Origin of the sequence: Amycolatopsis thailandensis (assembly GCF_042723255.1) — a bacterium.
GTDB lineage: Bacteria > Actinomycetota > Actinomycetes > Mycobacteriales > Pseudonocardiaceae > Amycolatopsis > Amycolatopsis thailandensis.
The window spans coordinates 37,204-57,190 of the sequence record NZ_JBHXJK010000030.1 but is presented as its reverse complement, the minus strand read 5'-3'; the positions used below and the strand labels follow the sequence as shown (position 1 = coordinate 57,190).

Sequence of the window (19,987 nt, the reverse complement as noted above, 5' to 3'; positions counted from 1 at the left end):
AGTCAAACGATGAGTGAATACCAGTACTACGAATTCCTCGCGATCGACCACCCGCTGGACGAACGTCAGCAGGCCGCCGTGCGTTCCCTGTCCACCCGTGCGCGGATCACCGCCACCAGCTTCATCAACGAGTACCACTGGGGCGACTTCAGCGGCGACCCGAACCGGCTGATGGAGCGCTATTACGACGCGCATGTCCATGTGACCAACTGGGGAACACGCCGGCTCATGTTCCGCTTGCCACGACATGTCCTGGACCTCGACAAGGTCGAGGACTACCGCGTCGGTCACCATCTGTCAGCCTGGACGGCGGACGAGTTCCTCGTGCTCGACATGACGAGCGAAGACGACGACGAAGACTTCGAATTCAACTACGAGGCCGACGCAAGACTGTCCGCCACCGTGGGAGTCCGCGCCGAACTCGCGGCGGGCGATCTCCGTCCCCTCTACCTCGCCTGGCTGGCCGGCTACGGCGTCTGGGAGCGGGACGAAGACGCCTTCGAGCCTGACGCGGACCAAAGGCTTGAGCCGCCCGTGCCGCCTGGCCTGGGCACGCTTACCGCGCCGCAACGAGCGTTTGCCGACTTCCTCCGCCTCGACGACGAACTGCTCGCGAGCGCGGCCCGCACCAGTCCGCCATTCGCCGATACCGCGGATGACCTCGACCGACTCACGGCCTGGGTGAAAAAACTGCCGCTCGCCGAGAAGAACGAGCTTCTGTCGCGAGTCGTTCAAGAGCCAGGCGCGACCGTGCGAATGGAACTACTTCGCCGGTTCCGCGACATTCACACGACGACTGCCGCCGCTCCACGGCGAACCGTTGCCGATGTTCTCGACAGTGCCGCACGACTACGAGCTGAGAAGGTTTGACATGGCTGAACTGGTCGAGCAGGTGCGCGCGTTCACCGAATGGGTGGGCGCGGGGCGCAAGCTCACTCAGACCGGGCGTCTCACTTTGGCCGATGCCAAAGTTCTGGTGCCGTTGCTGAAGACCGGCGACGTGCTCGAGAAGACTATCGGCGACCACGTGTACCGAACCAGATCGAGCGAGCATCTGCCCAACCTGATGCTCGTCGTGGAATGCGCCAAGTCTGCGCGGCTGGTCCGCAAGACAGGGCAACGGCTGGTGCCGGTGAAGAAGAACCAGGCGCTGCTTGATGACCCGCAAAAGCTGTGGCTCGCGCTGTTCACCGGGTTCGACCAGGTGGGCGAAGCATTTCTGCACCCGGGTTTCGGCGAGTCACTGCTGCGGCCGGAGTTCGCCGACGGTAGTCGCGCGGCCTTGACCTCGTTGTACAACGCCGAGGGCGCCGTCGACATCGGGAGCGTGTGCGCGACGGTCTGGAACGTGGTGAGTGCGCCTTACGTCCTCGACGATCTCACCGAATTGCAGCTCGAAACCCTGCGCATCACGACCGACCGCGACACCAAGGAGGTACTTGATGCCCTTCAGCGATTGGGAGCCGTGACCCTGCGAGACAAATCGGCCGAGCTGACCGAGCTCGGCCGATCGGGTATGCGACGACTTTTGGGCGAGCCGGAGGCCGGTGATCCGATCTACCAGGTCAAGATCACTCTGCTTGAGATCGAAAGTCTCCCGGTGTGGCGGCGGGTGCTGGTTCCGGCGGGCATCCGGCTCGACCGGCTGCACGTGGTCATCCAGGCCGCGATGGGCTGGGACAACTACCACCTGCACAACTTCGTCGATGGCCAGACGTACTACGGCGAAGCCGAGCCCGAACTGCAGTACCGCGACGAACGGAAAGTGCGGCTGGACGACCTCGTGAAGCCCGGCGGCCGCCTCTTGTACAACTACGACTTCGGCGACAGCTGGGACCACGAGATCCTCGTCGAGGAAGCCACGGTCGCCACGGCTGACGGGCGCTACCCGCGGTGCGTCGCGGGCCAAGCGGCGTGCCCGCCGGAGGACGTCGGCGGAACCGGCGGGTATGCCCGGCTGATCCAGATCCTCGGCGACCCCGGGCACCCGGAGCACCAGGACATAGTCGGCTGGCTCGGTCTCGATGACCCAGGCCGATTCGACCCTGCGCGCTTCAGCCTCGAAGAGACGAACCAGCGCCTCGCCGTGCGGCGATAGGTTGGACGCATGCCCGGCTTGGACAAGTTCGCCATCGGCGACATCGCGATGGCCCTGCAGGACCAGACCGACTACGAGAACTTTCACCTGGTCGACCCGCGGACCGGCGAGATGGGCTACTGGACACGGGACGGCGGGATCGACGGCAGGAATCCCATCGACCTCGACGACGTGGACCTGGTCGTCATCGAGCCTTTGCCATCTTCGGTCTGGTACCAGGACATGGTCGACTTCGCGGCGGGTATCAGCGACGAACGAGCAGGCGAACGGCTATCGAGGGCCCTCAGGGGCAAGGGCGCCTTCCGCCGGTTCGGGAACGAGTTGCACGACCGGCACCCGCACCTTGTTCCCGTGTGGAACACCTTCAGCGACAACCGCGCGAAGCGGCGCGCGGTCGAGTGGCTCGCCGACAACGCCCTCGTCGACGAGGGCAGCGCCGACCGGTTCGCCACGGGACATCCGGATCCCGACCTGCCCTGAACGAGCAGGCCGGGACACGATCAGCGCTCGCCCAGTTGCCATTCCGGCCGCACGTAGTGGCAGGTGTAGCCGTTCGGGATGCGCTCCAGGTAGTCCTGGTGCTCGGGCTCGGCTTCCCAGAAGTCACCGGCCTGGGTCACCTCGGTGACGACCTTGCCCGGCCACTTGCCGGAGGCGTCGACGTCGGCGATCGTCTGTTCGGCGACCTGCTTCTGCGTGTCGTCGGTGAAGTAGATCGCCGACCGGTAGCTCGCGCCGATGTCGTTGCCCTGACGGTTACGGGTCGTCGGGTCGTGGATCTGGAAGAAGAACTCCAGGATCTGGCGGTACGAGAGCTGGGCCGGGTCGAAGACGATCTCGATGCCTTCGGCGTGCGAGCCGTGGTTGCGGTAGGTCGCGTTCGGCACGTCGCCGCCGGTGTAGCCGACCCTGGTGGAGACGACTCCGGGGTGCCGGCGGAACAGGTCCTGCATGCCCCAGAAGCAGCCGCCCGCGAGAACAGCCTTTTCCGTCACTGTTGATCTCCTCTGGTCGTTGACACCCAGTACAACGTGTCGCACCCTCCCTGTCATCCCCGTCCAAGTGTGACGGAACGCTTACGTCCCCCGCGCGTCTCACGCTAGGTGAAGCTCCTGCTCGCCGCCCTCGCCCTCCTCCTGCTCGCCGGCTGCGCGACGCCACCAGAAGCGCCGAAGCCCGAAGAGGCCTTCAAGTTCGGCGGGATCTCGATGCCCGCGAGCGGCAAGGTGCTGGAGACGCAGTACGACCGGGGCATCGACGCGCGCTACGTGGTCGTCCTGACCCTGCCGCCGGAGGACGTGCCCAAGCTGCTCGAAGCGTCGCGCTTCGCACCCGGTGTCCTCAAGGACGACCAGCTCATCGACGGCCGTCGTGTGTACCGCGAGGTCACCGTGCAAGGGACCACGGTGCGCCTCGAGTTGTTCACCACGTGAGCACTCAGCGTAAAAAGTATGGGCCGTTCAGACTCGCCTGGGTGACCCCCTAACGTGGTACCCCACGCATATCCGCCGGAGGACGCATGGATCCGTTCCGTGTACCGCCCGACCTGTTCCGTTTCACCGACGGCAGCAGATCCGGGCTCCCCCTGGCGATCCTGCACGCCTTCGGCGAGGCGAACGAGCGGCTCGAGACGGCGCTCGGCATCGACGACGTCCGCACGGAGCTGCGAGCCGTCGGCTGGCTGGAGACGCTGGCCGACGAAGACCTGGTCAGCGCGCTGGACCAGCTGCGGAACGACAAGCTCCTCGACGTCGTCCAGAACCACGCGGGCGATTACCGTACGGCGTCCGAGTACGAGCGCCGCAACCTCCAGTACTCACTGACCAGGCTGGGCGAAGCGGCGTACGCGGGCGCGGTCCGCGCGAACGAGGTACTCAACGCGACAGGGGCGCTCCAGACAGCGACGCTCGAAGCGCTGGGCGAGCGGCTCGGTGAGCTCGCGAAGCAGCTCGAAGACGGCACCGACAGGCGCGTGTTCAGCACGCTCACCGAGGTCGAGAGCCACCTCGAGGCGTTCCGCGACAACACGAAGCGCTTCAACGGCGACCTCCAGCGCCTGCTGCACGCCGAGGCCGACCTCGCGACGTTTCACGAGGTCAAGGCGTCCACGGTCGCGTATCTCCAGGAGTTCCTGAACGACCTGGAGCACCACACCCATACGATCGCCACCCGCATCAAGGAGATCGACGACCACGGCATCGACCGCGTGCACCGGCGGGCGCTCAACGGCGCGGCACTGCCGAATCCGGATCAGCGCTGGCTCACCGTCCGCAAGGCCCGCTGGGACGGGCTTCGCGCGTGGTTCCTGCCCGAAGACGGGGCGACGCCGCGAGTGGAGGACCTTCACCAGGTCTCGCGGCGGGCGATCGTCACGCTCCTTCAGGTGCTGGACCGGATCACCGAGTCGCGGCGGCGGGCGAGCAGCGCGGTCGCCGATTTCCGTGAGCTGGCGCGCTGGTTCACCGTCGTCCCGGCTCAGGAGGACCTGCATCGCCTGTGGTCCACCATGTTCGGGCTCAGCTCCGCGCGGCACGCGCATCTCGCCCACGCAGACCCGGAAGTGGTCAGCACGACGGCGTCGTGGCTCGACGCGCCGCCGGTGGAAGTCTCGGAGCTGCTCCGGTCGGCGGGCCGCACCGAACGCTTCACCAGGACCGGACGCGTCCGCGACGTCACCGCGCTCCGAGCGGCGAGAGCGGTACGAGCCCAGGAAGAACGCGCCGAGCTCGAAGCCGCGTGGAGCATGCTCGACACCGGTGGGGTCGTGCGGCTTTCGGCGTTCGAGAAGCTGGACCACACCGTTTTCGAACGCCTGCTCGACCTGCTGGGGCAGGCACTGGGCAGCGCTGTCGGCGCGGACGGCACCCGGCGGAGCACGACGTCGGACGGGCAGATCGAGATCGTCCTGCGGCCGGCACCCAACGGCGCGGTCGCGCGCCTGACCACCACGAGCGGGGTCTTCCGCGGCCCCGACTACGAGATCGAGATCAGCACGGCCGGAGGCGGTGCGTGAGCCTTACGAACCAACTGGTCATCGCGGAGCGCGAAGAGGTCGCACGCGGGATCCGGGCCCTGCTGGCCACCCCGCTCATCGGCGAACGCGGCTCCCCCGAGACCTTCGACCTCATCCGCCGCCGCCGCGAGCCCATCCGGCAGTGGTTCGACTACTACTGCGGCTGGACCCTCACCGTCGAACCCCGGCTCGGCTACGCCCGGCTGGTCAAGGTCCGCGCCGCCGCCGATCCCAGCCGTCCCGCCCGGCGGCTGCGGTCCGGCCGCGCGGCCTTCGACCGCCGTCGCTACGTCCTGCTGTGCGTGGCGGCGGCCGAACTCCTGACGGTGCCGGTGACCACCATCGGCCTGCTCGCCGACCGTGTTGCGAGGGCGAGCGCGGCCGACGACCTGGTGACCACGTTCGAGGTCGCCTCCCGGGCCGAGCGTCTCGCGTTCGTGGACGTCCTCAAACTGCTGGAGTCCTACGGCGTCCTCGAAACCGCCGACGGGGACGCGGAGTCCTTTGTGGACGACACGACCGCGAAGGTGCTGTTCCGGGTCGACGCGACCCTGTTGCTGCGGATGCTCGCCGCGCCGGTCGGGCCTTCACAGCTGGCCGTGCCCGCCGACGACGTCGCGCTGCGGTTCGAGGAACTGCTGGAGGCGGTGTCGCACGAGCAGCGCTACGGCCTCTCGTCAGGCCGCCACGAGGACACGCCGAGCGCGTCCGACGTGCAGCGGAACCTGTGGCTCCGGCACACCGTCTTCCGTCGTCTCGTCGACGACCCGGTGCTGTACTTCGCCGAACTGACCGCGGAGGAACGCGCGTACCTCGGCACCCCGACCGGGCGCCAGTTGCTGCGCCGCGCCGCGGAGCAGGGCGGTTTCGTGCTGGAAGAACGCGCGGAGGGCGTGCTGCTCGTCGACGTCGACGGGCTGGCCACCGACGAGCGGTTCCCGGACGACGGCAGCAACGCCAAGGTCGCCGCGCTCCTGCTGCTCGACGCGCTGGACGAGCCGCGGACGACCGACTACCTGCGCAACGCGACGGCCAAACTGCTGAAACGGTTCCCGCGCTGGGCCAAGACCTACCGGGGCAAGGACGGCGTGCGACGGCTGACCGTCGACGCGCTCGCCGTGCTGACCGGTTTCAGACTGGTCCGCGCCGAAGCCGAACTCGTCCGGCCGCTCCCGGCCGCCGCGAGGTACACCGACCGAAACGAGGAGGCGCCGTGACCGTGACGAGGTGGGTCCCGTCCCGCGCGGGCATCCTCAACATCTGGCGCTATTACGACGAGATCTTCGAGTTCCACGACGGGCGCCTGCTGCTGCGCGGCCCGAACGGGAGCGGGAAGTCCAAGGCGCTGGAGCTGCTGCTGCCGTTCCTGTTCGACGCGAGCCTGCGCGCGAACCGGCTGTCGACCTTCGGCACCAGCGAACGCAGCATGCACTGGAACCTGATGGGCGAAGGCGCTTCCGGCGCCACGCGCGTCGGGTTCGTCTGGCTCGAATTCGGCATGGCCGGTGACAAATGGTTCACCTGCGGCGCGCGGCTTCAGGCCAGCACGCACACCAGCACGGTGCACGCCGACTTCTTCACCACCGGACTGCGCGTCGGCGACGGCCTTCCGCTGGTCAACGAGGCAGGCCAGCCGCTGACCAAGAACGCGCTGGAGGAGACCCTCGGCGAACACGGCACCGTGCACGCCGGCGCGGCCGAATACCGCGCGGAGATCCGCGCGAAGTTGTTCCCGACCTTGAGCGAGCAGCGCTACGACGCGCTGATCACCGCGCTGCTCCAGTTGCGGATGCCCAAACTCTCGCAGCGGCTCGACCCCAGCCTGCTGTCCAACCTGCTCTCCCGCGCGCTCCCGCCGTTGGGACAGCAGGAGATCGCGGATCTCGCCGAGGGTTTCGAACGGCTCGACGCGCAGCGCGAACGGCTGGGCTCGCTGGAGACCGAGGTCGACGCGACCCGCGCGCTCGCCGCGCGGCAGAAGACCTACGCCCAGCGTGTCCTGCGCGCGGGCGCCGCGAACCTCATCGCCGCGACCGGTGAACTCGACGACCTCGCCGCGGCCGCCCGCCGTTCGGCCGAGGAGCACGACGAGGTCGCCGCGAAGAAGAAGGCCGCCGAGGAGCTGGCGGCGAAGCTCGAAAAGGACGTCGAGGAGACCGAAGCCCGTCTCTCCGGGCTGACCGAATCCGAGTCGTACCAAAAGGGCCAGGAGCTCGACAAGCTGCGGCAGCGGACCCTGTCCACGAAGGAAAAGGCGGAAACGCTCCGCGCCGACGCCGACCGTCTCCGGGCCGAGGCGGACGCCGACGAGGAGCGAGCGCGAGCGGCGAAGCAGGTCGCGAAACGGCAGGCCGACCTCGTCCGCGCGCAGGAGACCGAGGTCCGGTCCGCCGCGACCCGCGCGAATCTGGCCGGGGTGCACGACGAACTCGTCGCCGGGCTGGATGAACCGGCGCGGCTCCGTCCGTTGCTGCAAGCCGCCGTCCGCGGCAAGCGCGACCAGGTCGAAACGGTCGGCCGGGCGCTGGACAAGCACGAGCGCGCCGTCGGCCGCCGTCACCAGGCCGAGGCCGATCTGGACCGGGTGCGGTCGGATTTCGCGGCCGCGCAGGAGAAGCTGGATCTCACGACGGCGACCCGCGAGCTCGCGCTGAGCGATCTGCGCACCCGGCTCGCCGAATGGGCGATCGGATGCCGCGAGCTGCGGTTCCCCGACGTGGAAGCGCTCGTGCGCGACGCCGAGGCGGAAGTCGCGCTGGTGGGCAGGATCAGCGCGGTCGCCGAGACCGTCCTCGAAGACATCATCCGCCGGGAAGCGGCGACCGGCGCCGCGCTGGCCACCGCGCGCGCCGAGCACGACGAACTCCTCGTCGAGGCGGGCGTCCTCGAAACGGAGGACGTCCTCGAACCCGAGTCGCCGCGCACCCGGACGGCGGACCGGGCCGAGATGAGCGGCGCGCCGTTGTGGCGGCTGGTCGATTTCGCCGGCTCTCTCCCGGAAAGCACGCGCGCCGGGATCGAGGCAGCGCTCGAAAGCGCCGGGCTCCTGGACGCCTGGGTGAACTCCCACGGTGTCGTCGAGGGGCACGACGTGCTCTTGGAGACCGGGTCGCTGCCGATCGCTTCCCCCCGTTCGCTCGCCGACGTCCTCGTGCCGGAACTCGACGCGGAACTCTCCCCCGCGAAGGTCCGGCGGGTACTGGAAGTGATCGCGTTCGACGACGTCCTTCCCGCCGGGCCCGCCGCGATCGGCGCGGACGGCGGCTGGCGGATGGGCAGCCTGTCGGGCAGCTGGACGAAGGACGCCCCGGCCTACATCGGCGCGTCCGCCCGGTCGCGCGCCCGGGAACGCCGGATCGCCGAACTGCGGGACGAGATCGCCGGTCGTGAGAAGACCATCGCCGAACTGGAAGGCGATCTGGCCGCGCTGCGCGGCAGGCGCGAACTGATCAAGATCGAACGCGCCGCCCGCCCCGGTCACGAAGATCTCCTTGTCGCGACTGGGGAAATGACCACGGCCGAGGCCGATCTGACCGCCGCCGACGCCTCCGTCCGGCATCTGGAGACGACCGTCTCCGCGCTGGAGTCCGAGGCCAAGACCGCTCTGCACGAGCTGACCGGCCAGGCGTCGGAGAGCGGCCTGCCGACCGAGCGCGCGCCGCTGGCCGCGCTCGCCACGGCCCTGCGGACCTACTCCGACCAGGGCGAGAACTGGTTGTACGAGAACGGGAACCTGCGCACGGCGACCCAGCGGGCGGAGACGTTCGCCGAACAGGCCGACCGGTCCGAGGGGAACGCGGCCCGCCGCGAAGACGAGGCGTCCGAAGCGGAGGTCGAACGCACCAAGCTCACCGCGATGCTCGACGCGATCGAGGGATCCGTCGGGACCGGCCAGCGCGAAGTGCTCGCCGAGATCGACGGTCTGCGCACGAAACTGCGTGATCTCTTCGGCGAACTGCGTGCCGCGAACGCGCGGGCCAAGGAGCTGGCCGTGTCGCTGGGCGCGCTCGGCGTCCGGCGCACGACCGACGCGCGGGCCCGCGAGGACGCCACCAAGCGGCAGGACGCCGCCGCGCTCCGGTTCCGCAAGCTCGCCACCGGGATCTTCCCCGCGGACGGCGGGATCGAGGACCTGCCGAAGTTCCAGGCCACCCTGTCCGCCTCCGAAGGGGTGCGGTCAGCGCTCGACACGGCCCGCCTGGTGGCCGCGGCGTGGCCGTCCGTGCCGCACGCGACGGGCAACCTCGGCGAGGCGCTGCACCGGCTTTCCGAGGCCGTGCACACCTGCCGGAACACGCTCAGCTCGCGCGCGGAACTCGATCTGGAGACCGACGAGGACGTCCAGATCTTCACCGCGGTCGTCGACGGGCTGCGGGTCGGCGCGGCCGAACTGCTGAAGATCCTTTACGCCGAAGCGGAACAGAGCAGGCACGAGATCAGCGGCCGCGAGAGCGACCTGTTCGACAAGACGCTGACCGGGGAGACCCGCCGCCATCTCGCGGCCCGCATCCGCCAGGCCAACGACCTGGTCGACGGGATGAACGCGCGGCTGGAACGGGTGCGGACCGCGTCCCGGGTCGCCGTCCGGCTGGTCTGGCAGGTCTCCCCGGACCTGCCGCCGGGCACCAAGACCGCGCGGGACCTGCTGCTGAAGGATCCGGACGAGCTGACCACCGAGGACCGCGCGTCGCTGCACAAGTTCTTCCGCGAACGCGTCGAACAGGCGAAGGCGGACGACACCGCGACCAGCTGGGAGCAGCAGCTCGCGCAGGTCTTCGACTACACGTCCTGGCACCGGTTCGTGGTCAAGGTGGACCGCGCGAACGGGGCGGGCTGGCAGCTGCTGACCAAGAAGCTGCACGGCGCGCTTTCCGGTGGGGAGAAGGCGATCGCGCTGCATCTGCCGCTGTTCGCCGCCGTCGCCGCGCACTACCAGGCCGCGCCAGAGGCGCCGAGGGTGATCCTGCTCGACGAGGTGTTCGTCGGCGTCGACACCACCAACCGGGGGCAGGTGTTCGGCCTGCTGTCCGCGCTCGACCTCGACCTGATGCTGACGTCGGACCACGAGTGGTGCACCTACGCCGAACTCGGCGGCGTCGGGATCCATCAGCTCATCACCGGCGGCGACGGCGACGACGCGGTCACCACGGCCCGGTTCACCTGGAACGGTCACGACCTCCTGCCCGCCGAACCTCGTTAGCCTGAGCGGCCCCTTTCCGCCGTTCTTCCTTGTGCGGCGCGGGACGGCTCGCTACGTTCCTGCCAGTGGCGCCGACGGCTGTGCGGATCCAAGTGCTCGGTTCGCTGCGCGTATGGCTCGACGGGGTGGAACTCGACCTCGGTCCACCCGCCCGCCGTGCCGTCCTCGGGTTGCTGGTCCTCGCCGGCGGCGAGGCGATGTCCAAGCAGGACCTGGTGGACGCGTTCTGGGGTGACCGGCCGCCGCGCAGCGCGGTGAACGTCCTCCAGACCCACGTCAAACACCTGCGCCGGTTGCTGGAACCCGGCCGTCCGTCCCGGTCCGGGAGCGAGATCCTGCCGTACGTCGGCGGTGGGTACGCGCTGCGCTGGGACGTCGTCGAGATCGACCTTCCCCACGTCCGGGGGCTCGCCGCCGAGGCGAACGAGGCTCAGCGCGAAGGCGAGACAGCCCGTGCCGCGGCCCTGCTCGGCGAGGCGCTGCGCTGGTGGCGTGGCAAACCGCTCGCCGACATCCCCTCGCTCGCAACACATCCGAAGGTCGTGGCCCTGGTCGCGGAACGCCGCGCGCTGCTCGCCAGGTACGGCGACGCGATGCTCGCCATCGGCGCGGCCGACGAGGTCTTGACCGAACTGGTCGAGGCCGCCGCGGATCAGCCGCTCGACGAGCCCGCCCAGGCCAGGCTGATCCGCGCGTACCACGGCGCGGGCCAGCGGGCGACGGCTTTCCGGCTGTATCAGGAGGTTCGCGGCCGGCTCGTCGAAGAACTGGGCGTCGAACCCGGCTCCGAACTCCTCGCCGCGCACGCCGCGCTACTCGACGACGGGTCTTCACCGCCCGTCCCGCGTTCCGTCGCCCGGGTCCCCCGGCAGTTGCCCGCCGAACCGCCCGGCTTCACCGGCCGGACCACCGAACTGTCCATTTTGGACGAACTGGTGCCGAGGGCGGGCGGTTCCGGCGGCACGGTGGCGCTCGCGGCCGTCACCGGGATCGCGGGTGCCGGGAAGACCGCGCTGGCCGTGCACTGGGCGCACCGCGTCAAGGACCGGTTTCCTGACGGGCAGTTCTACGCGAACCTGCGCGGCCATTCGCCCGGCCCGCCCGCGACGGCGCTCGAAGTGCTCACCCGGTTCCTGTCCGCGCTGGAGGTCCCCGCCGAACGCCTGCCCGCCGACACGGAGACCGCGTCCGCGCTCTACCGGACACTGATGACCGACCGGAAGGCCTTGGTACTGCTGGACAACGCCGTCGACCTGGACCAGATCCGGCCGTTGCTGCCCGCCGGACCGGGCTGTCTGGTGCTGGTCACCGCCCGGGACCGGATGACCGCCCTGGTCGCCCTGCACGGCGCCCGGCGGCTGACCTTGGGCATGCTGGATCCCGGCGAGGCGCTGGAGTTGCTCGCGCGGGTGCTCGGCCCCGAGTGGGTCCGCGCCGAGCACGAAGCGGCCGCCGAGGTGGCCGGGCTGTGCGCGTATCTGCCGCTGGCGCTGAGGATCGCCGCGGCCAACCTCGCCGACAACCCCGGGAAGGGCGTCGAGGACTACGCCATCGAGCTGCGCAAGGGCAATCTGCTGGCCGCGCTCACGGTGCCGGGTGACGAGCAGATCGCCGTCCGGACCGCGTTCGACCTGTCTTACGCGGCCTTGCCCGCCCAGACGCGCCGGGTGTTCCGGCTGCTGAGCCTGGTGCCGGGCAACGACATCGGCGCCGAAGCGGTCGAGGTCCTCACCGGCGCGGAGCGGGCGGGCGCGATCCTGGACACGCTCGCGGGCGCGCACCTCGTCGAGCAGCACGCGCCGGATCGCTACCACTTCCATGACCTGCTCCGCCGCTATGCCGCCGATCGCCTGACGTCGACGGAATCCCCATCCGAAAGCGCGTCCGCCCGCCTCCGGTTCCACGAGTGGTACCTGCGTGGCGCCGACAACGCGGCGAAGATCGTTTACCCGCACATGTTCCGGCTTCCGCTGTCCGTGCCCGACGGCCCGGTTCCCGCCGCCTCGAAGGAGAACGCGGCGGAATGGCTGGAGGCCGAGCTCGGCAACCTGGTCGCCGTCGTCGAGGACGCGGCGCGGACCGGGCCGCTGCCGGTGGCCTGGCTGCTGGCCGACACCCTGCGCGGCTACTTCTGGATGTCGTTGCGCCAGGTGGAATGGCGGGCGGCCGCCGGGGCCGCGCTGTCCGCCGCCGAAGAGGACGGCGATCGCCGCGCCCGCGCCTCCGCCCGGTTCAGTCTCGCCGACTTGAGTTTCCGCCAGGGGCGGTACCGGGAGGCCGTCCGGCACTACACCGGCGCTCTCGTGCTCGCCCGGCGCGCGGGCTGGCTCGAGGCGCAGGCCGCGGTACTGGGCAATCTGGGTTGTGTGTACTGGCAGTCCGGACGGCTTCCGGCCGCCGCGGTGCGGTTCTCCCGGGGGCTGGAGCTGAGCAAACGCGCGGGCAAACCCGCCGGGGAAGCCGTCGCGCTGGGCAATCTGGGGCTCGTCCTCTGGGAGATGGGCGATCTGCGCGGGGCGGCGTCGCACTATCTCCAGGCCTTGCGCCGGTATCGCGGGATGGGTTCGCGCTACGGCGAGGCGATCAACCTGGCCAACCTCGGCCAGGTGCAGCACGCTCGCGGCCGGGTCACCGAGGCGGCGGGCCTGCTCGTCAAGGCGCTGGCCCTGCACCGCGAGGCCGGGAACCGCGCCGGCGAGGCGGAAACGCTCGGCAGGCTCGCCTCGGTGTACTGCGACCTCGGCAGGCTGACCGACGCGCTCGACCACGCGCGTGAAGGGCTGCGGCTCGCGCGGGAGACCGGCGAACCGCGAGGCGAGGGCGAAGCGCTCGTCGCGCTCGCGAGCGTGCATCGGCGCGCGGGCCACCGGCAGGACGCCGTCCGCCGGTACCGACAGGCCCTGGCGCTGCTGCGGGAAACCGGCGACCGGTATCCCGAAGTCGACGCGCTCCTCGGGCTCGCCACCGCCACCGGTGACCTCGGCCAGGCCCGGCAGGCGCTTTCTTTGGCCGGCCGGGCGGGCTACGGCGCGCTGCGAAAACGGGCGACGGCGGCCGTCGAGTCCATCCTCCGCTCCTGAGTCACGCCGCGGCGATGCCGCTGGTGGTGTCGTACCTGCCCGCGGGCTCGAAGGTGACGACGACCCACGGATTGACGCCGTGCTCCTTGCCCGCGCTGTCGGCGCAGGAGAACTCGCTCATGTCGAACGCGGTCCACCGGCCGCGTTCGTCCTTGATCGGCCGCACCGCCTCCTCGATCCGGCCGACCCAGCGGCAGGCGGGCGTGTGCACCTTCGCGGTCACCGCGGGAGCGACCCAGACGACCGCGCCGCCGTCCGCGCACCACGAAAGGTTGTAGGTGTAGGTCCACTTCCCCGGGTCTTCGAGCACGACCGGTTTGATGATCTTGACACCGGCCGCGCATTCCCGGTCGGCGTTCGCCTCGCCGGCGGCGGTGAACGTGAGCCCGGCGCACAGGACCGCCGACCCGGCGAGAACGCTCATGATCGTCATCGCTCCCCCTGAATCCGTCGTCGTTCCACTGTTCCGCCGGTTCCCGTCGGCCGCAAGAAGCCGGACGCCGTATCCAATCGACGTCCAATGGCCGTCCAGTGCCGCCCAATAGCTTGTGATCACACCAGTTTCCGGCGAGGGAGTACTGATGAAGGAACAGCTGAAAAGAGCCATGGTCGCGACGGCCACCACGGTGACCGTCGCGGCGGCGCTCGTCGTGGGGACCGCGAACGTGAGTGCGGCGCAGGCCGCCGCCCCGCAGGCGTTCGCGATCTCGACGGACGGCAAGCTGATGGCCTACTTCTCCACCGACAAACCCCAGGTGCTCGACTGGGTCCGGCTCGTGCAGGGCCTCACCTGCGGGGAGACCGCCCTGATCGGGATCGACTTCCGGGTCCAGAACGGCTTGCTGTACGGCGTGGGGAACAAAGGCTGCATCTACACGATCAAGACCCCGCCGGCGACACCGGATGTCGTCGTCACGAAGGTTTCGCAACTGAGCGTTCCGTTGTACGGCACGAACTTCGGCGTCGACTTCAACCCGGCGGCCGACCGGCTGCGGGTGATCAGCGACACCGGCCAGAACCTGCGGCACAACCTCGGTGACCACGTCACCACCGAAGACACCATCCTGACCACGCCACCCCTGGGCGGCCCCACCCGGGGAGTCACGGCCGCCGCCTACACGAACAACGACCTCAACCCCGACACCGCGACCACCCTGTTCGACATCGGGACGAACTCCGACCAGCTGCTCATCCAGTCGCCCGCCAACCTCGGCTTCCTGAGCCCGACCGGCGCTCTCGGCGTCGACACCGGCCCTGTCGCGGGCCTCGACATCTACAGCGATCTGACCAACGGCAAGACCACTTCGGCGACCGCGTACGCCGTGCTCAATCCGGCGACCGGTCCGTCGACGTTCTCCAACGTCAACCTGCTGACCGGTGCGGCGACCAAGATCGGCGACTTCCCGCTGCCGATCGGGGACGTCGCGGTCGCCCTCGACACGTACTGATCCGGCCGGGCCGGGCTGGGTGGCTGTCCGGTGTTTCGGTTCTCGGTCCTGACCGAACGCCGGGCCGCCATGCGGTCGTTCTTTCGGCGGGCGGGTTTTCTTTTCTTTCGTTTTCGGTTGCTGCCGGTCGTTGCCGGAAATCGGCAATGGCTTTGGCTCTGCCGGCCTCGGGGAGGGGACGCGAAAGCCACTTTCGGGACGTCTGGTGTCCCGAAAGTGGCTTTCGCGACACCGCCGCCCCATCAGACCGCGCCGAGCCACGGTACGCGGTCTTCGTGATCCGCAGTGTCGCCTATTCCTGGCCTTTGTTCCGTCGCCGAGGTCACGAGCTTGCCACCCTTGGCTTTATTGCCGGAAATCGGCGACGCACCGGCGGTGGCACTTGAGAGAGTCTTGCAGCGGGCGGCCGGGTTCCCTGCCGTTGCCGGAAATCGGCAATACCTTGTGGGCTATCGCCGCACGGAAGACCTCGGGGCTACTCCTTGGCTTTGCTGCCGAAAAACGGCAACATCCGGAAGGCCTGGAGCGGTAGGCAGGGCGCGATGGCGATACGAACCAGAGACAGCCCCGACCGTTGCCGAAAAACGGCAATGCTTTGTGGCGTCTGATGAACCGGAATTGTCGGTGGCCGGTCGTATGGTCGTCGGGTGGACACATCTACGGCCACTGCTGTGGCAATTTTGGAAGAGCTCGCCGATCCGGTTGTCTTGGGTTCGGTGAATGCCGCTGTTTTGTCGTTGGAGGACAACGATTGTGTCGCTCTGGCGCAAGCGGCGTCGGCGGGGATCGCGCGGTTGGAGGCGGTCCGGTTCAGGGCGCTGGCTCAGCTGAGCCGGCATCGTGAGGGGGCGCGGAGCGTGGTCCAGGAGGTCGCGCTCGAGTTGTCCCTTGTGGACAATCATGCGGGGGCGATGGTCGCCGCCGCGGAGGCGTTGACCACTCGCCTGCCCCGCACGCTGAACCTGATGGACGAGGGGAAGCTAGCCGGTTTCAACGCGCAGAAAGTCGCCGCGGCGACGGCGTGGCTGTCGGATGAGAACGCGCTCGCCGCGGACGCGCTGCTGGAAGACCGCCTGCCGGACAGAAACTCGACCCAGGTGCGGAAAGCGGCGAGCAATGCGGCGATCTCAGTCGACCGCGAGGGCGCAGACAAACGTGCCGAGCATTCTCGCGAGGGCCGTCGTCTCAGCCTGCGGCAAGGCGAGACCGGGGTCGCGTCGATCGAGGTCGAGGACGGCCCCGCCGAGAAGGTCACCGCCGCCTACCAGCGCATCGACCGCGAAGCCAGAGCCCTCAGAACCGGTGGCGAGACCCGCACCCTGGATCAGCTGCGGGCGGACATCGCCCTCGATCTCCTGCTCGGAGGGCAGGGCGGCACGAGTGAGCGCGCCGAGGTGTTCCTGTACATGGACCTGGACACCTACCTCGGCCTCAACAACGACCCGGCGGAGATGGCCGGGCATGGCCATCTCCCGGCCGCGTTGGCCCGGCATATCGCGAGTGGCCCGGACACGGTGTTGCGCCGGATCATCACCGACCCCCTCTCCGGGCAGGTGCTGGACCTGGGGCGGGAGCGGTACCGGCCCACCGCGGGTGTCGCCGAGTTCGTCCGGGTCCGGGACCGCGAATGCCGAAGACCCGGTTGCCACCGCCCGGCACAGGCCTGCGACCTTGATCATGCGGTGCCCTGGCAACACGGTGGCCACACCAACGCCGACGACCTCATCGACCTCTGCCGCCGAGACCACCGCCTCAAAGACGAACCCGGCTGGACCTACCACCTCACCCCCGACGGCACCCTCACCATCACCACCCCCACCGGCCAGACCTACGACAGCACCCCACCACCACTCCACCCACCTCGCACCCCTCCAGAAGAACCACCGTTCTGAGCACCATTGCCGAAAAACGGCGACGACCAGCACGCGTCAGCCTGCCCGCACTCCACCGGCAAGCCATTGCCGAAAAACGGCGACACCCACGCGAACCGTCCTCGCCCCGGATCCCCCGACCTGAGGCCACCGTCCTCGCGCCCCCAGCAACCACGCGCCTACAGGCACGCCGTGCCCTGTCGCCGAAAAACGGCAACCATCGGCCGCCACACACCACCGGCAACCCAGATCCACTGCCGAAAACCGGCGACAGGCTTAGACACCGGGCCGAAGTCCACCCGAGGGCTGAGCCGGAAGTACAGCCCGTGAGCCGATCCGGGCACGCGTCAGGATCGGCAGGCTCCTCGGCATGGAAACCGACTACGTCTTCCCCGGCCGCCGCGTCGCCGCGGTCTCGATGATCTTCGGACCGCTACTGCTGCTCACCGGGACGCTCTTGCGGTCGCAGTTCAACTTCTTCTTCCCGGACCAGCTCAAGGCGATGAGCGATCATCCGGCGCTGATGACCGCCGCGTACACGTGTTTCCTGGCAGGCAACGTCCTGCTGTGGCCCGCGATCATCGGGCTCGCCACGAAGATCGGCCGCACCAGACCGGCGTTGGCCGCTTGGGCGGGCGTGTCCGTCCTTATCGGACTCTTCGAGCGGACCTTTCACGCCGGCATCGACCAGGCCGCCCTGGGACTCGCCGGACGACGCGGCGCCGGATTCGCCGAGAGCGTCGTCAGCGAGTCGTACCAGGACCTGCACCTGTTCAGTTTCCTGTCGTTCACCATCATGTTCGGCTGGTACGCGCTCGCCTTCGCCGCCTATCGCGCGAAAGCGCTGGGCATCGTCGGGTCGATCGGGCTGGCGACGATGGGACTTCTTCCACTCGGAGTGCTGAAGGGTACCGAAATCGTGTCGATCATCGGTACCGCCGGACTTTGTGTCGCGTTGCTTCCGGCCGGTGTTCGCGCATTACTGGAAAGTCCCAAACCGAGCCGCCGATCGGTACTGTTCGCGGCGATCAGCGTTCCGGTTCTGGGCGCGCTCGCTTTCGCGAGCACCCTCGGCTGACCCTTTCTTCAGGCCAGCCGCGCGGACTCTTTCCCTGTTCTGTCAACGGATTCGTGATCGCGTCCCGCCGGGAGGCAGCTCATCAGCAGTACGACACCGACAGCACCGAGAAGCATGTGCCCGGCGAGGATGCACAGCCCACAGAATCCGATCCACAATGAGATCTTCATTCTCAGATCGTAGGGCCCGTTTCAACGGCCGAGCCCGGACTTGGGGAAGACTTAAGGTCTCCTTTGGGCAAAGGGTCTGTTCGGCGTACGCGCGTAATACGCCACCAGCGACCCGGTCGCGGCCAGGAAGACCACCTGCATGAGGCTCCGCGGCACCAGTTCGTCCATCACCGAATCCACCGGTCCGTGCAGCGCCTTGTAGACGTTCGCCGGGAACATCGCCAGCAGCAGAAGCGTCAGCCCGCCTGCCGCCCACGGCGCCGTGCGCGACCACAGCACTCCCGCGGCGCCCGCCAGTTCGAGGACACCGGTGACGGTGACCAGCAGCCCGGGCGCGGGCAGGGCGGGCGGCACCATCGCGACGAGTTCCTCGCGCATGCCGATGAAGTGCGCGAGCCCGGTCGTGACGAACAGTGCCGCGACGCCGCCGCGCACGGCCACCGGCCAGGGTTTCAGCCGCTGGACGCCGGCGGCGCCCAGCAGGAACAACGTCACCGTGACGGCGACCAGCATCAGTACGGGTACGAGACCGGGATCCATGACCATGCCCTCCGAGCAGCGAAACTTTCCACTGACAAGATGCACGCTTGCAGGCCATCTTGTCAATGACTAGATTCGATGTCATGAGTCCGTACCACCACGGCGACCTCCGCCGGGCCGTGCTCGACGCCGCCGTCGCGGCCGTCACCGAACACGGCCCGGCCGGGATCAGCCTCCGCGACCTCGCCCGGCGCGCGGGGGTCTCGCACGCCGGGCCGGTGCACCATTTCGGCGACAAGGCCGGGGTGCTCACCGCGCTGGCCGCCGAGGGGTTCGACCTGCTCGCCGACTCCCTGGCCGCCGAGGGCGAGCGGGACTTCGTCGAGGTCGGCGTGGCTTACGTGCGGTTCGCGATCGAGCATCGCGCGCATTTCGAGGTGATGTTCCGCCCCGAACTCCAGCGCCAGGACGACCCCACGCTGGTCGCCGCCCGCGATCGCGCGGGACTCCTGCTGACCAGCGGCGCGTCGTCGGTCAGCGACGACGAGATGACGGGAGTCGCCGCGTGGTCGCTGATGCACGGGTTCGCCAACCTGTGGCTCACCGGCGCCCTGCGCACCGAGCACCTCGAGGATCCGGACACCGCCGCCCGCGCGATCGCCCGGATCCTGTTCCCCGGGCCCTGATCAGACCTGCGAGGTGGGCATGACGGTGACCTGCTGGAGGTTCACCCGCGCCGGGAGCGAGGTCAGGAACGCCACGGTCTCGGCGATGTCGTCCGGCTTCAGCCAGGTCAGCGTTTCGCGTACGCCGTCCAGCCACTCCAGCGCGCCCGCGTCGGTGACGTGGCCCTGCAGCTCGGTTTCGACGAGACCGGGCTCGATCGCCGCGACCCGCACGTTCTTCGGGCCGAGGTCGGCGCGAAGGTTCTTCGACAGATGCGTCACGTACGCCTTCGAAGCGACGTACACGGCGAAGGACGGGAAGATCGCCTGAGCGCCGATGGACGACGTGTTCACCAGGTCCGCGACGCCCTTCTCTGCCGCCGAAGCGACCAGATGCGGGACGAACGCGCCGATCGTGTTCATCAGGCCCGTCATGTTGACGTCGATCATGCGCTGCCAGTCGCCGGTCGCGAGTTCGTCGATCGGCGCGGCCAGCATCACGCCCGCGTTGTTGAACAGCAGGTCCGCGCGACCCAGTTTCACCTCGACCTCGGCCGCCGCGGCGCGCATCGCCTCGGCGTCGGCGACGTCGGCCGCGAGCACGAGCGCGGTACCGCCGTCCTGGTCGATCTCCTTGGCGAGCGTTTCCAGCCGGTCCGCGCGGCGTGCGACGAGCGCGACCGCCGCACCGGAGGCGGCGAGCCGCCGCGCGGTCGCTTCGCCGATCCCGCTGGACGCGCCGGTGATGACGGCGACCCTGCCCGAGTGCGCCGCCGAAGTGTTCGTCATTTGTCTCTCCTCTGTGGACTCTCGTTCCGGAGTCCAGGTAACCGGCTCGCGCGGAGAGATGGCACGGCCTGCTCAACCTGGGTCCGGCGGTACCA

At 69.1% G+C, this 19,987-nt stretch carries 17 protein-coding genes; 12 read left to right on the top strand and 5 right to left on the bottom strand.

Annotation, left to right across the window (positions count from 1 at the left end; all coding sequences use genetic code 11):
- Positions 1-9: 9 nt before the first annotated feature.
- From ACFWMR_RS14810 to ACFWMR_RS14800, 3 genes are read left to right on the top strand one after another with little or no spacing between them, the layout of a single operon-like run.
- Positions 10-870, top strand: coding sequence for a hypothetical protein (locus tag ACFWMR_RS14810; protein WP_378378719.1), 861 nt, complete (start codon positions 10-12; stop codon positions 868-870).
- Position 871: 1 nt separating this feature from the next.
- Positions 872-2,098 carry a plasmid pRiA4b ORF-3 family protein gene (locus tag ACFWMR_RS14805; protein WP_378378718.1) on the top strand — a complete coding sequence of 409 codons (1,227 nt, stop codon included), beginning with the start codon at positions 872-874 and terminating at the stop codon, positions 2,096-2,098.
- A 9-nt stretch (positions 2,099-2,107) separates the two neighbouring features.
- Entirely contained in the window at positions 2,108-2,578 is a 471-nt protein-coding gene (locus tag ACFWMR_RS14800; RefSeq protein WP_378378717.1) for a UPF0158 family protein, read from the top strand.
- Between the two features lie 20 nt (positions 2,579-2,598).
- On the opposite strand, the gene msrA is transcribed toward ACFWMR_RS14800, so the two are convergent.
- Positions 2,599-3,093 (bottom strand): peptide-methionine (S)-S-oxide reductase MsrA, encoded by a 495-nt coding sequence (gene msrA, locus ACFWMR_RS14795; protein WP_208635905.1) that lies wholly within the window; start codon positions 3,091-3,093, stop codon positions 2,599-2,601.
- A 108-nt stretch (positions 3,094-3,201) separates the two neighbouring features.
- On the opposite strand from msrA, the gene ACFWMR_RS14790 reads away from it, so the two are divergent.
- The 5 genes from ACFWMR_RS14790 to ACFWMR_RS14770 all read left to right on the top strand — a co-directional run bounded on the left by ACFWMR_RS14790 (position 3,202) and on the right by ACFWMR_RS14770 (position 13,391).
- Entirely contained in the window at positions 3,202-3,531 is a 330-nt protein-coding gene (locus tag ACFWMR_RS14790) for a hypothetical protein (protein WP_378378716.1), read from the top strand.
- Between the two features lie 86 nt (positions 3,532-3,617).
- Entirely contained in the window at positions 3,618-5,111 is a 1,494-nt protein-coding gene (locus ACFWMR_RS14785; protein ID WP_378378715.1) for a TIGR02677 family protein, read from the top strand.
- Positions 5,108-6,328 carry a TIGR02678 family protein gene (locus tag ACFWMR_RS14780; protein ID WP_378378714.1) on the top strand — a complete coding sequence of 407 codons (1,221 nt, stop codon included), beginning with the start codon at positions 5,108-5,110 and terminating at the stop codon, positions 6,326-6,328. Before ACFWMR_RS14785 ends, ACFWMR_RS14780 begins: the two co-directional genes overlap by 4 nt.
- Positions 6,325-10,311 (top strand): TIGR02680 family protein, encoded by a 3,987-nt coding sequence (locus ACFWMR_RS14775; protein ID WP_378378713.1) that lies wholly within the window; start codon positions 6,325-6,327, stop codon positions 10,309-10,311. Before ACFWMR_RS14780 ends, ACFWMR_RS14775 begins: the two co-directional genes overlap by 4 nt.
- 65 nt (positions 10,312-10,376) lie before the next feature.
- Positions 10,377-13,391: an AfsR/SARP family transcriptional regulator gene (locus tag ACFWMR_RS14770; RefSeq protein WP_378378712.1), complete on the top strand. Its 3,015-nt coding sequence runs from the start codon at positions 10,377-10,379 to the stop codon at positions 13,389-13,391.
- 1 nt (position 13,392) lies between these two features.
- Here the strand turns inward: ACFWMR_RS14770 and ACFWMR_RS14765 are convergent, their stop codons facing one another.
- Positions 13,393-13,815 (bottom strand): hypothetical protein, encoded by a 423-nt coding sequence (locus ACFWMR_RS14765; protein ID WP_378378711.1) that lies wholly within the window; start codon positions 13,813-13,815, stop codon positions 13,393-13,395.
- Positions 13,816-13,972: 157 nt separating this feature from the next.
- On the opposite strand from ACFWMR_RS14765, the gene ACFWMR_RS14760 reads away from it, so the two are divergent.
- The 3 genes from ACFWMR_RS14760 (at position 13,973) to ACFWMR_RS14750 (ending at position 17,788) form a co-directional block, all read left to right on the top strand.
- Positions 13,973-14,839 carry a DUF4394 domain-containing protein gene (locus tag ACFWMR_RS14760; RefSeq protein WP_093933140.1) on the top strand — a complete coding sequence of 289 codons (867 nt, stop codon included), beginning with the start codon at positions 13,973-13,975 and terminating at the stop codon, positions 14,837-14,839.
- A gap of 731 nt (positions 14,840-15,570) precedes the next feature.
- Positions 15,571-16,731, top strand: a complete 1,161-nt coding sequence (locus ACFWMR_RS14755; RefSeq protein WP_378378735.1) for an HNH endonuclease signature motif containing protein — start codon at positions 15,571-15,573, stop codon at positions 16,729-16,731.
- A 349-nt stretch (positions 16,732-17,080) separates the two neighbouring features.
- Positions 17,081-17,788, top strand: a complete 708-nt coding sequence (locus tag ACFWMR_RS14750) for a hypothetical protein (protein WP_378378710.1) — start codon at positions 17,081-17,083, stop codon at positions 17,786-17,788.
- A gap of 8 nt (positions 17,789-17,796) precedes the next feature.
- Here the strand turns inward: ACFWMR_RS14750 and ACFWMR_RS14745 are convergent, their stop codons facing one another.
- Both ACFWMR_RS14745 and ACFWMR_RS14740 read right to left on the bottom strand, forming a co-directional pair.
- Complete coding sequence (locus ACFWMR_RS14745; protein WP_378378709.1) at positions 17,797-17,958, bottom strand: hypothetical protein; 162 nt, start codon at positions 17,956-17,958, stop codon at positions 17,797-17,799.
- A 51-nt stretch (positions 17,959-18,009) separates the two neighbouring features.
- Positions 18,010-18,504 carry a DoxX family protein gene (locus ACFWMR_RS14740; RefSeq protein ID WP_378378708.1) on the bottom strand — a complete coding sequence of 165 codons (495 nt, stop codon included), beginning with the start codon at positions 18,502-18,504 and terminating at the stop codon, positions 18,010-18,012.
- A gap of 77 nt (positions 18,505-18,581) precedes the next feature.
- Between ACFWMR_RS14740 and ACFWMR_RS14735 the strand changes: the two genes are divergently transcribed.
- Positions 18,582-19,124 (top strand): TetR/AcrR family transcriptional regulator, encoded by a 543-nt coding sequence (locus ACFWMR_RS14735; protein ID WP_378378707.1) that lies wholly within the window; start codon positions 18,582-18,584, stop codon positions 19,122-19,124.
- Here ACFWMR_RS14735 and ACFWMR_RS14730 read toward each other — a convergent pair whose 3' ends face one another.
- Entirely contained in the window at positions 19,125-19,892 is a 768-nt protein-coding gene (locus tag ACFWMR_RS14730) for an SDR family oxidoreductase (RefSeq protein WP_378378706.1), read from the bottom strand.
- Positions 19,893-19,987 lie beyond the last annotated feature (95 nt).

Coding starts and splice junctions, on each gene's coding strand:
- ACFWMR_RS14735 (WP_378378707.1), top strand. CDS start 18,582: ATGAGTCCGTACCACCACGGCGACCTCCGCCGGGCCGTGCTCGACGCC.
- ACFWMR_RS14765 (WP_378378711.1), bottom strand. CDS start 13,815: ATGAGCGTTCTCGCCGGGTCGGCGGTCCTGTGCGCCGGGCTCACGTTC.
- ACFWMR_RS14810 (WP_378378719.1), top strand. CDS start 10: ATGAGTGAATACCAGTACTACGAATTCCTCGCGATCGACCACCCGCTG.
- ACFWMR_RS14805 (WP_378378718.1), top strand. CDS start 872: ATGGCTGAACTGGTCGAGCAGGTGCGCGCGTTCACCGAATGGGTGGGC.
- ACFWMR_RS14730 (WP_378378706.1), bottom strand. CDS start 19,892: ATGACGAACACTTCGGCGGCGCACTCGGGCAGGGTCGCCGTCATCACC.
- ACFWMR_RS14800 (WP_378378717.1), top strand. CDS start 2,108: ATGCCCGGCTTGGACAAGTTCGCCATCGGCGACATCGCGATGGCCCTG.
- ACFWMR_RS14740 (WP_378378708.1), bottom strand. CDS start 18,504: ATGGTCATGGATCCCGGTCTCGTACCCGTACTGATGCTGGTCGCCGTC.
- ACFWMR_RS14785 (WP_378378715.1), top strand. CDS start 3,618: ATGGATCCGTTCCGTGTACCGCCCGACCTGTTCCGTTTCACCGACGGC.
- ACFWMR_RS14745 (WP_378378709.1), bottom strand. CDS start 17,958: ATGAAGATCTCATTGTGGATCGGATTCTGTGGGCTGTGCATCCTCGCC.
- ACFWMR_RS14750 (WP_378378710.1), top strand. CDS start 17,081: ATGGAAACCGACTACGTCTTCCCCGGCCGCCGCGTCGCCGCGGTCTCG.
- ACFWMR_RS14760 (WP_093933140.1), top strand. CDS start 13,973: ATGAAGGAACAGCTGAAAAGAGCCATGGTCGCGACGGCCACCACGGTG.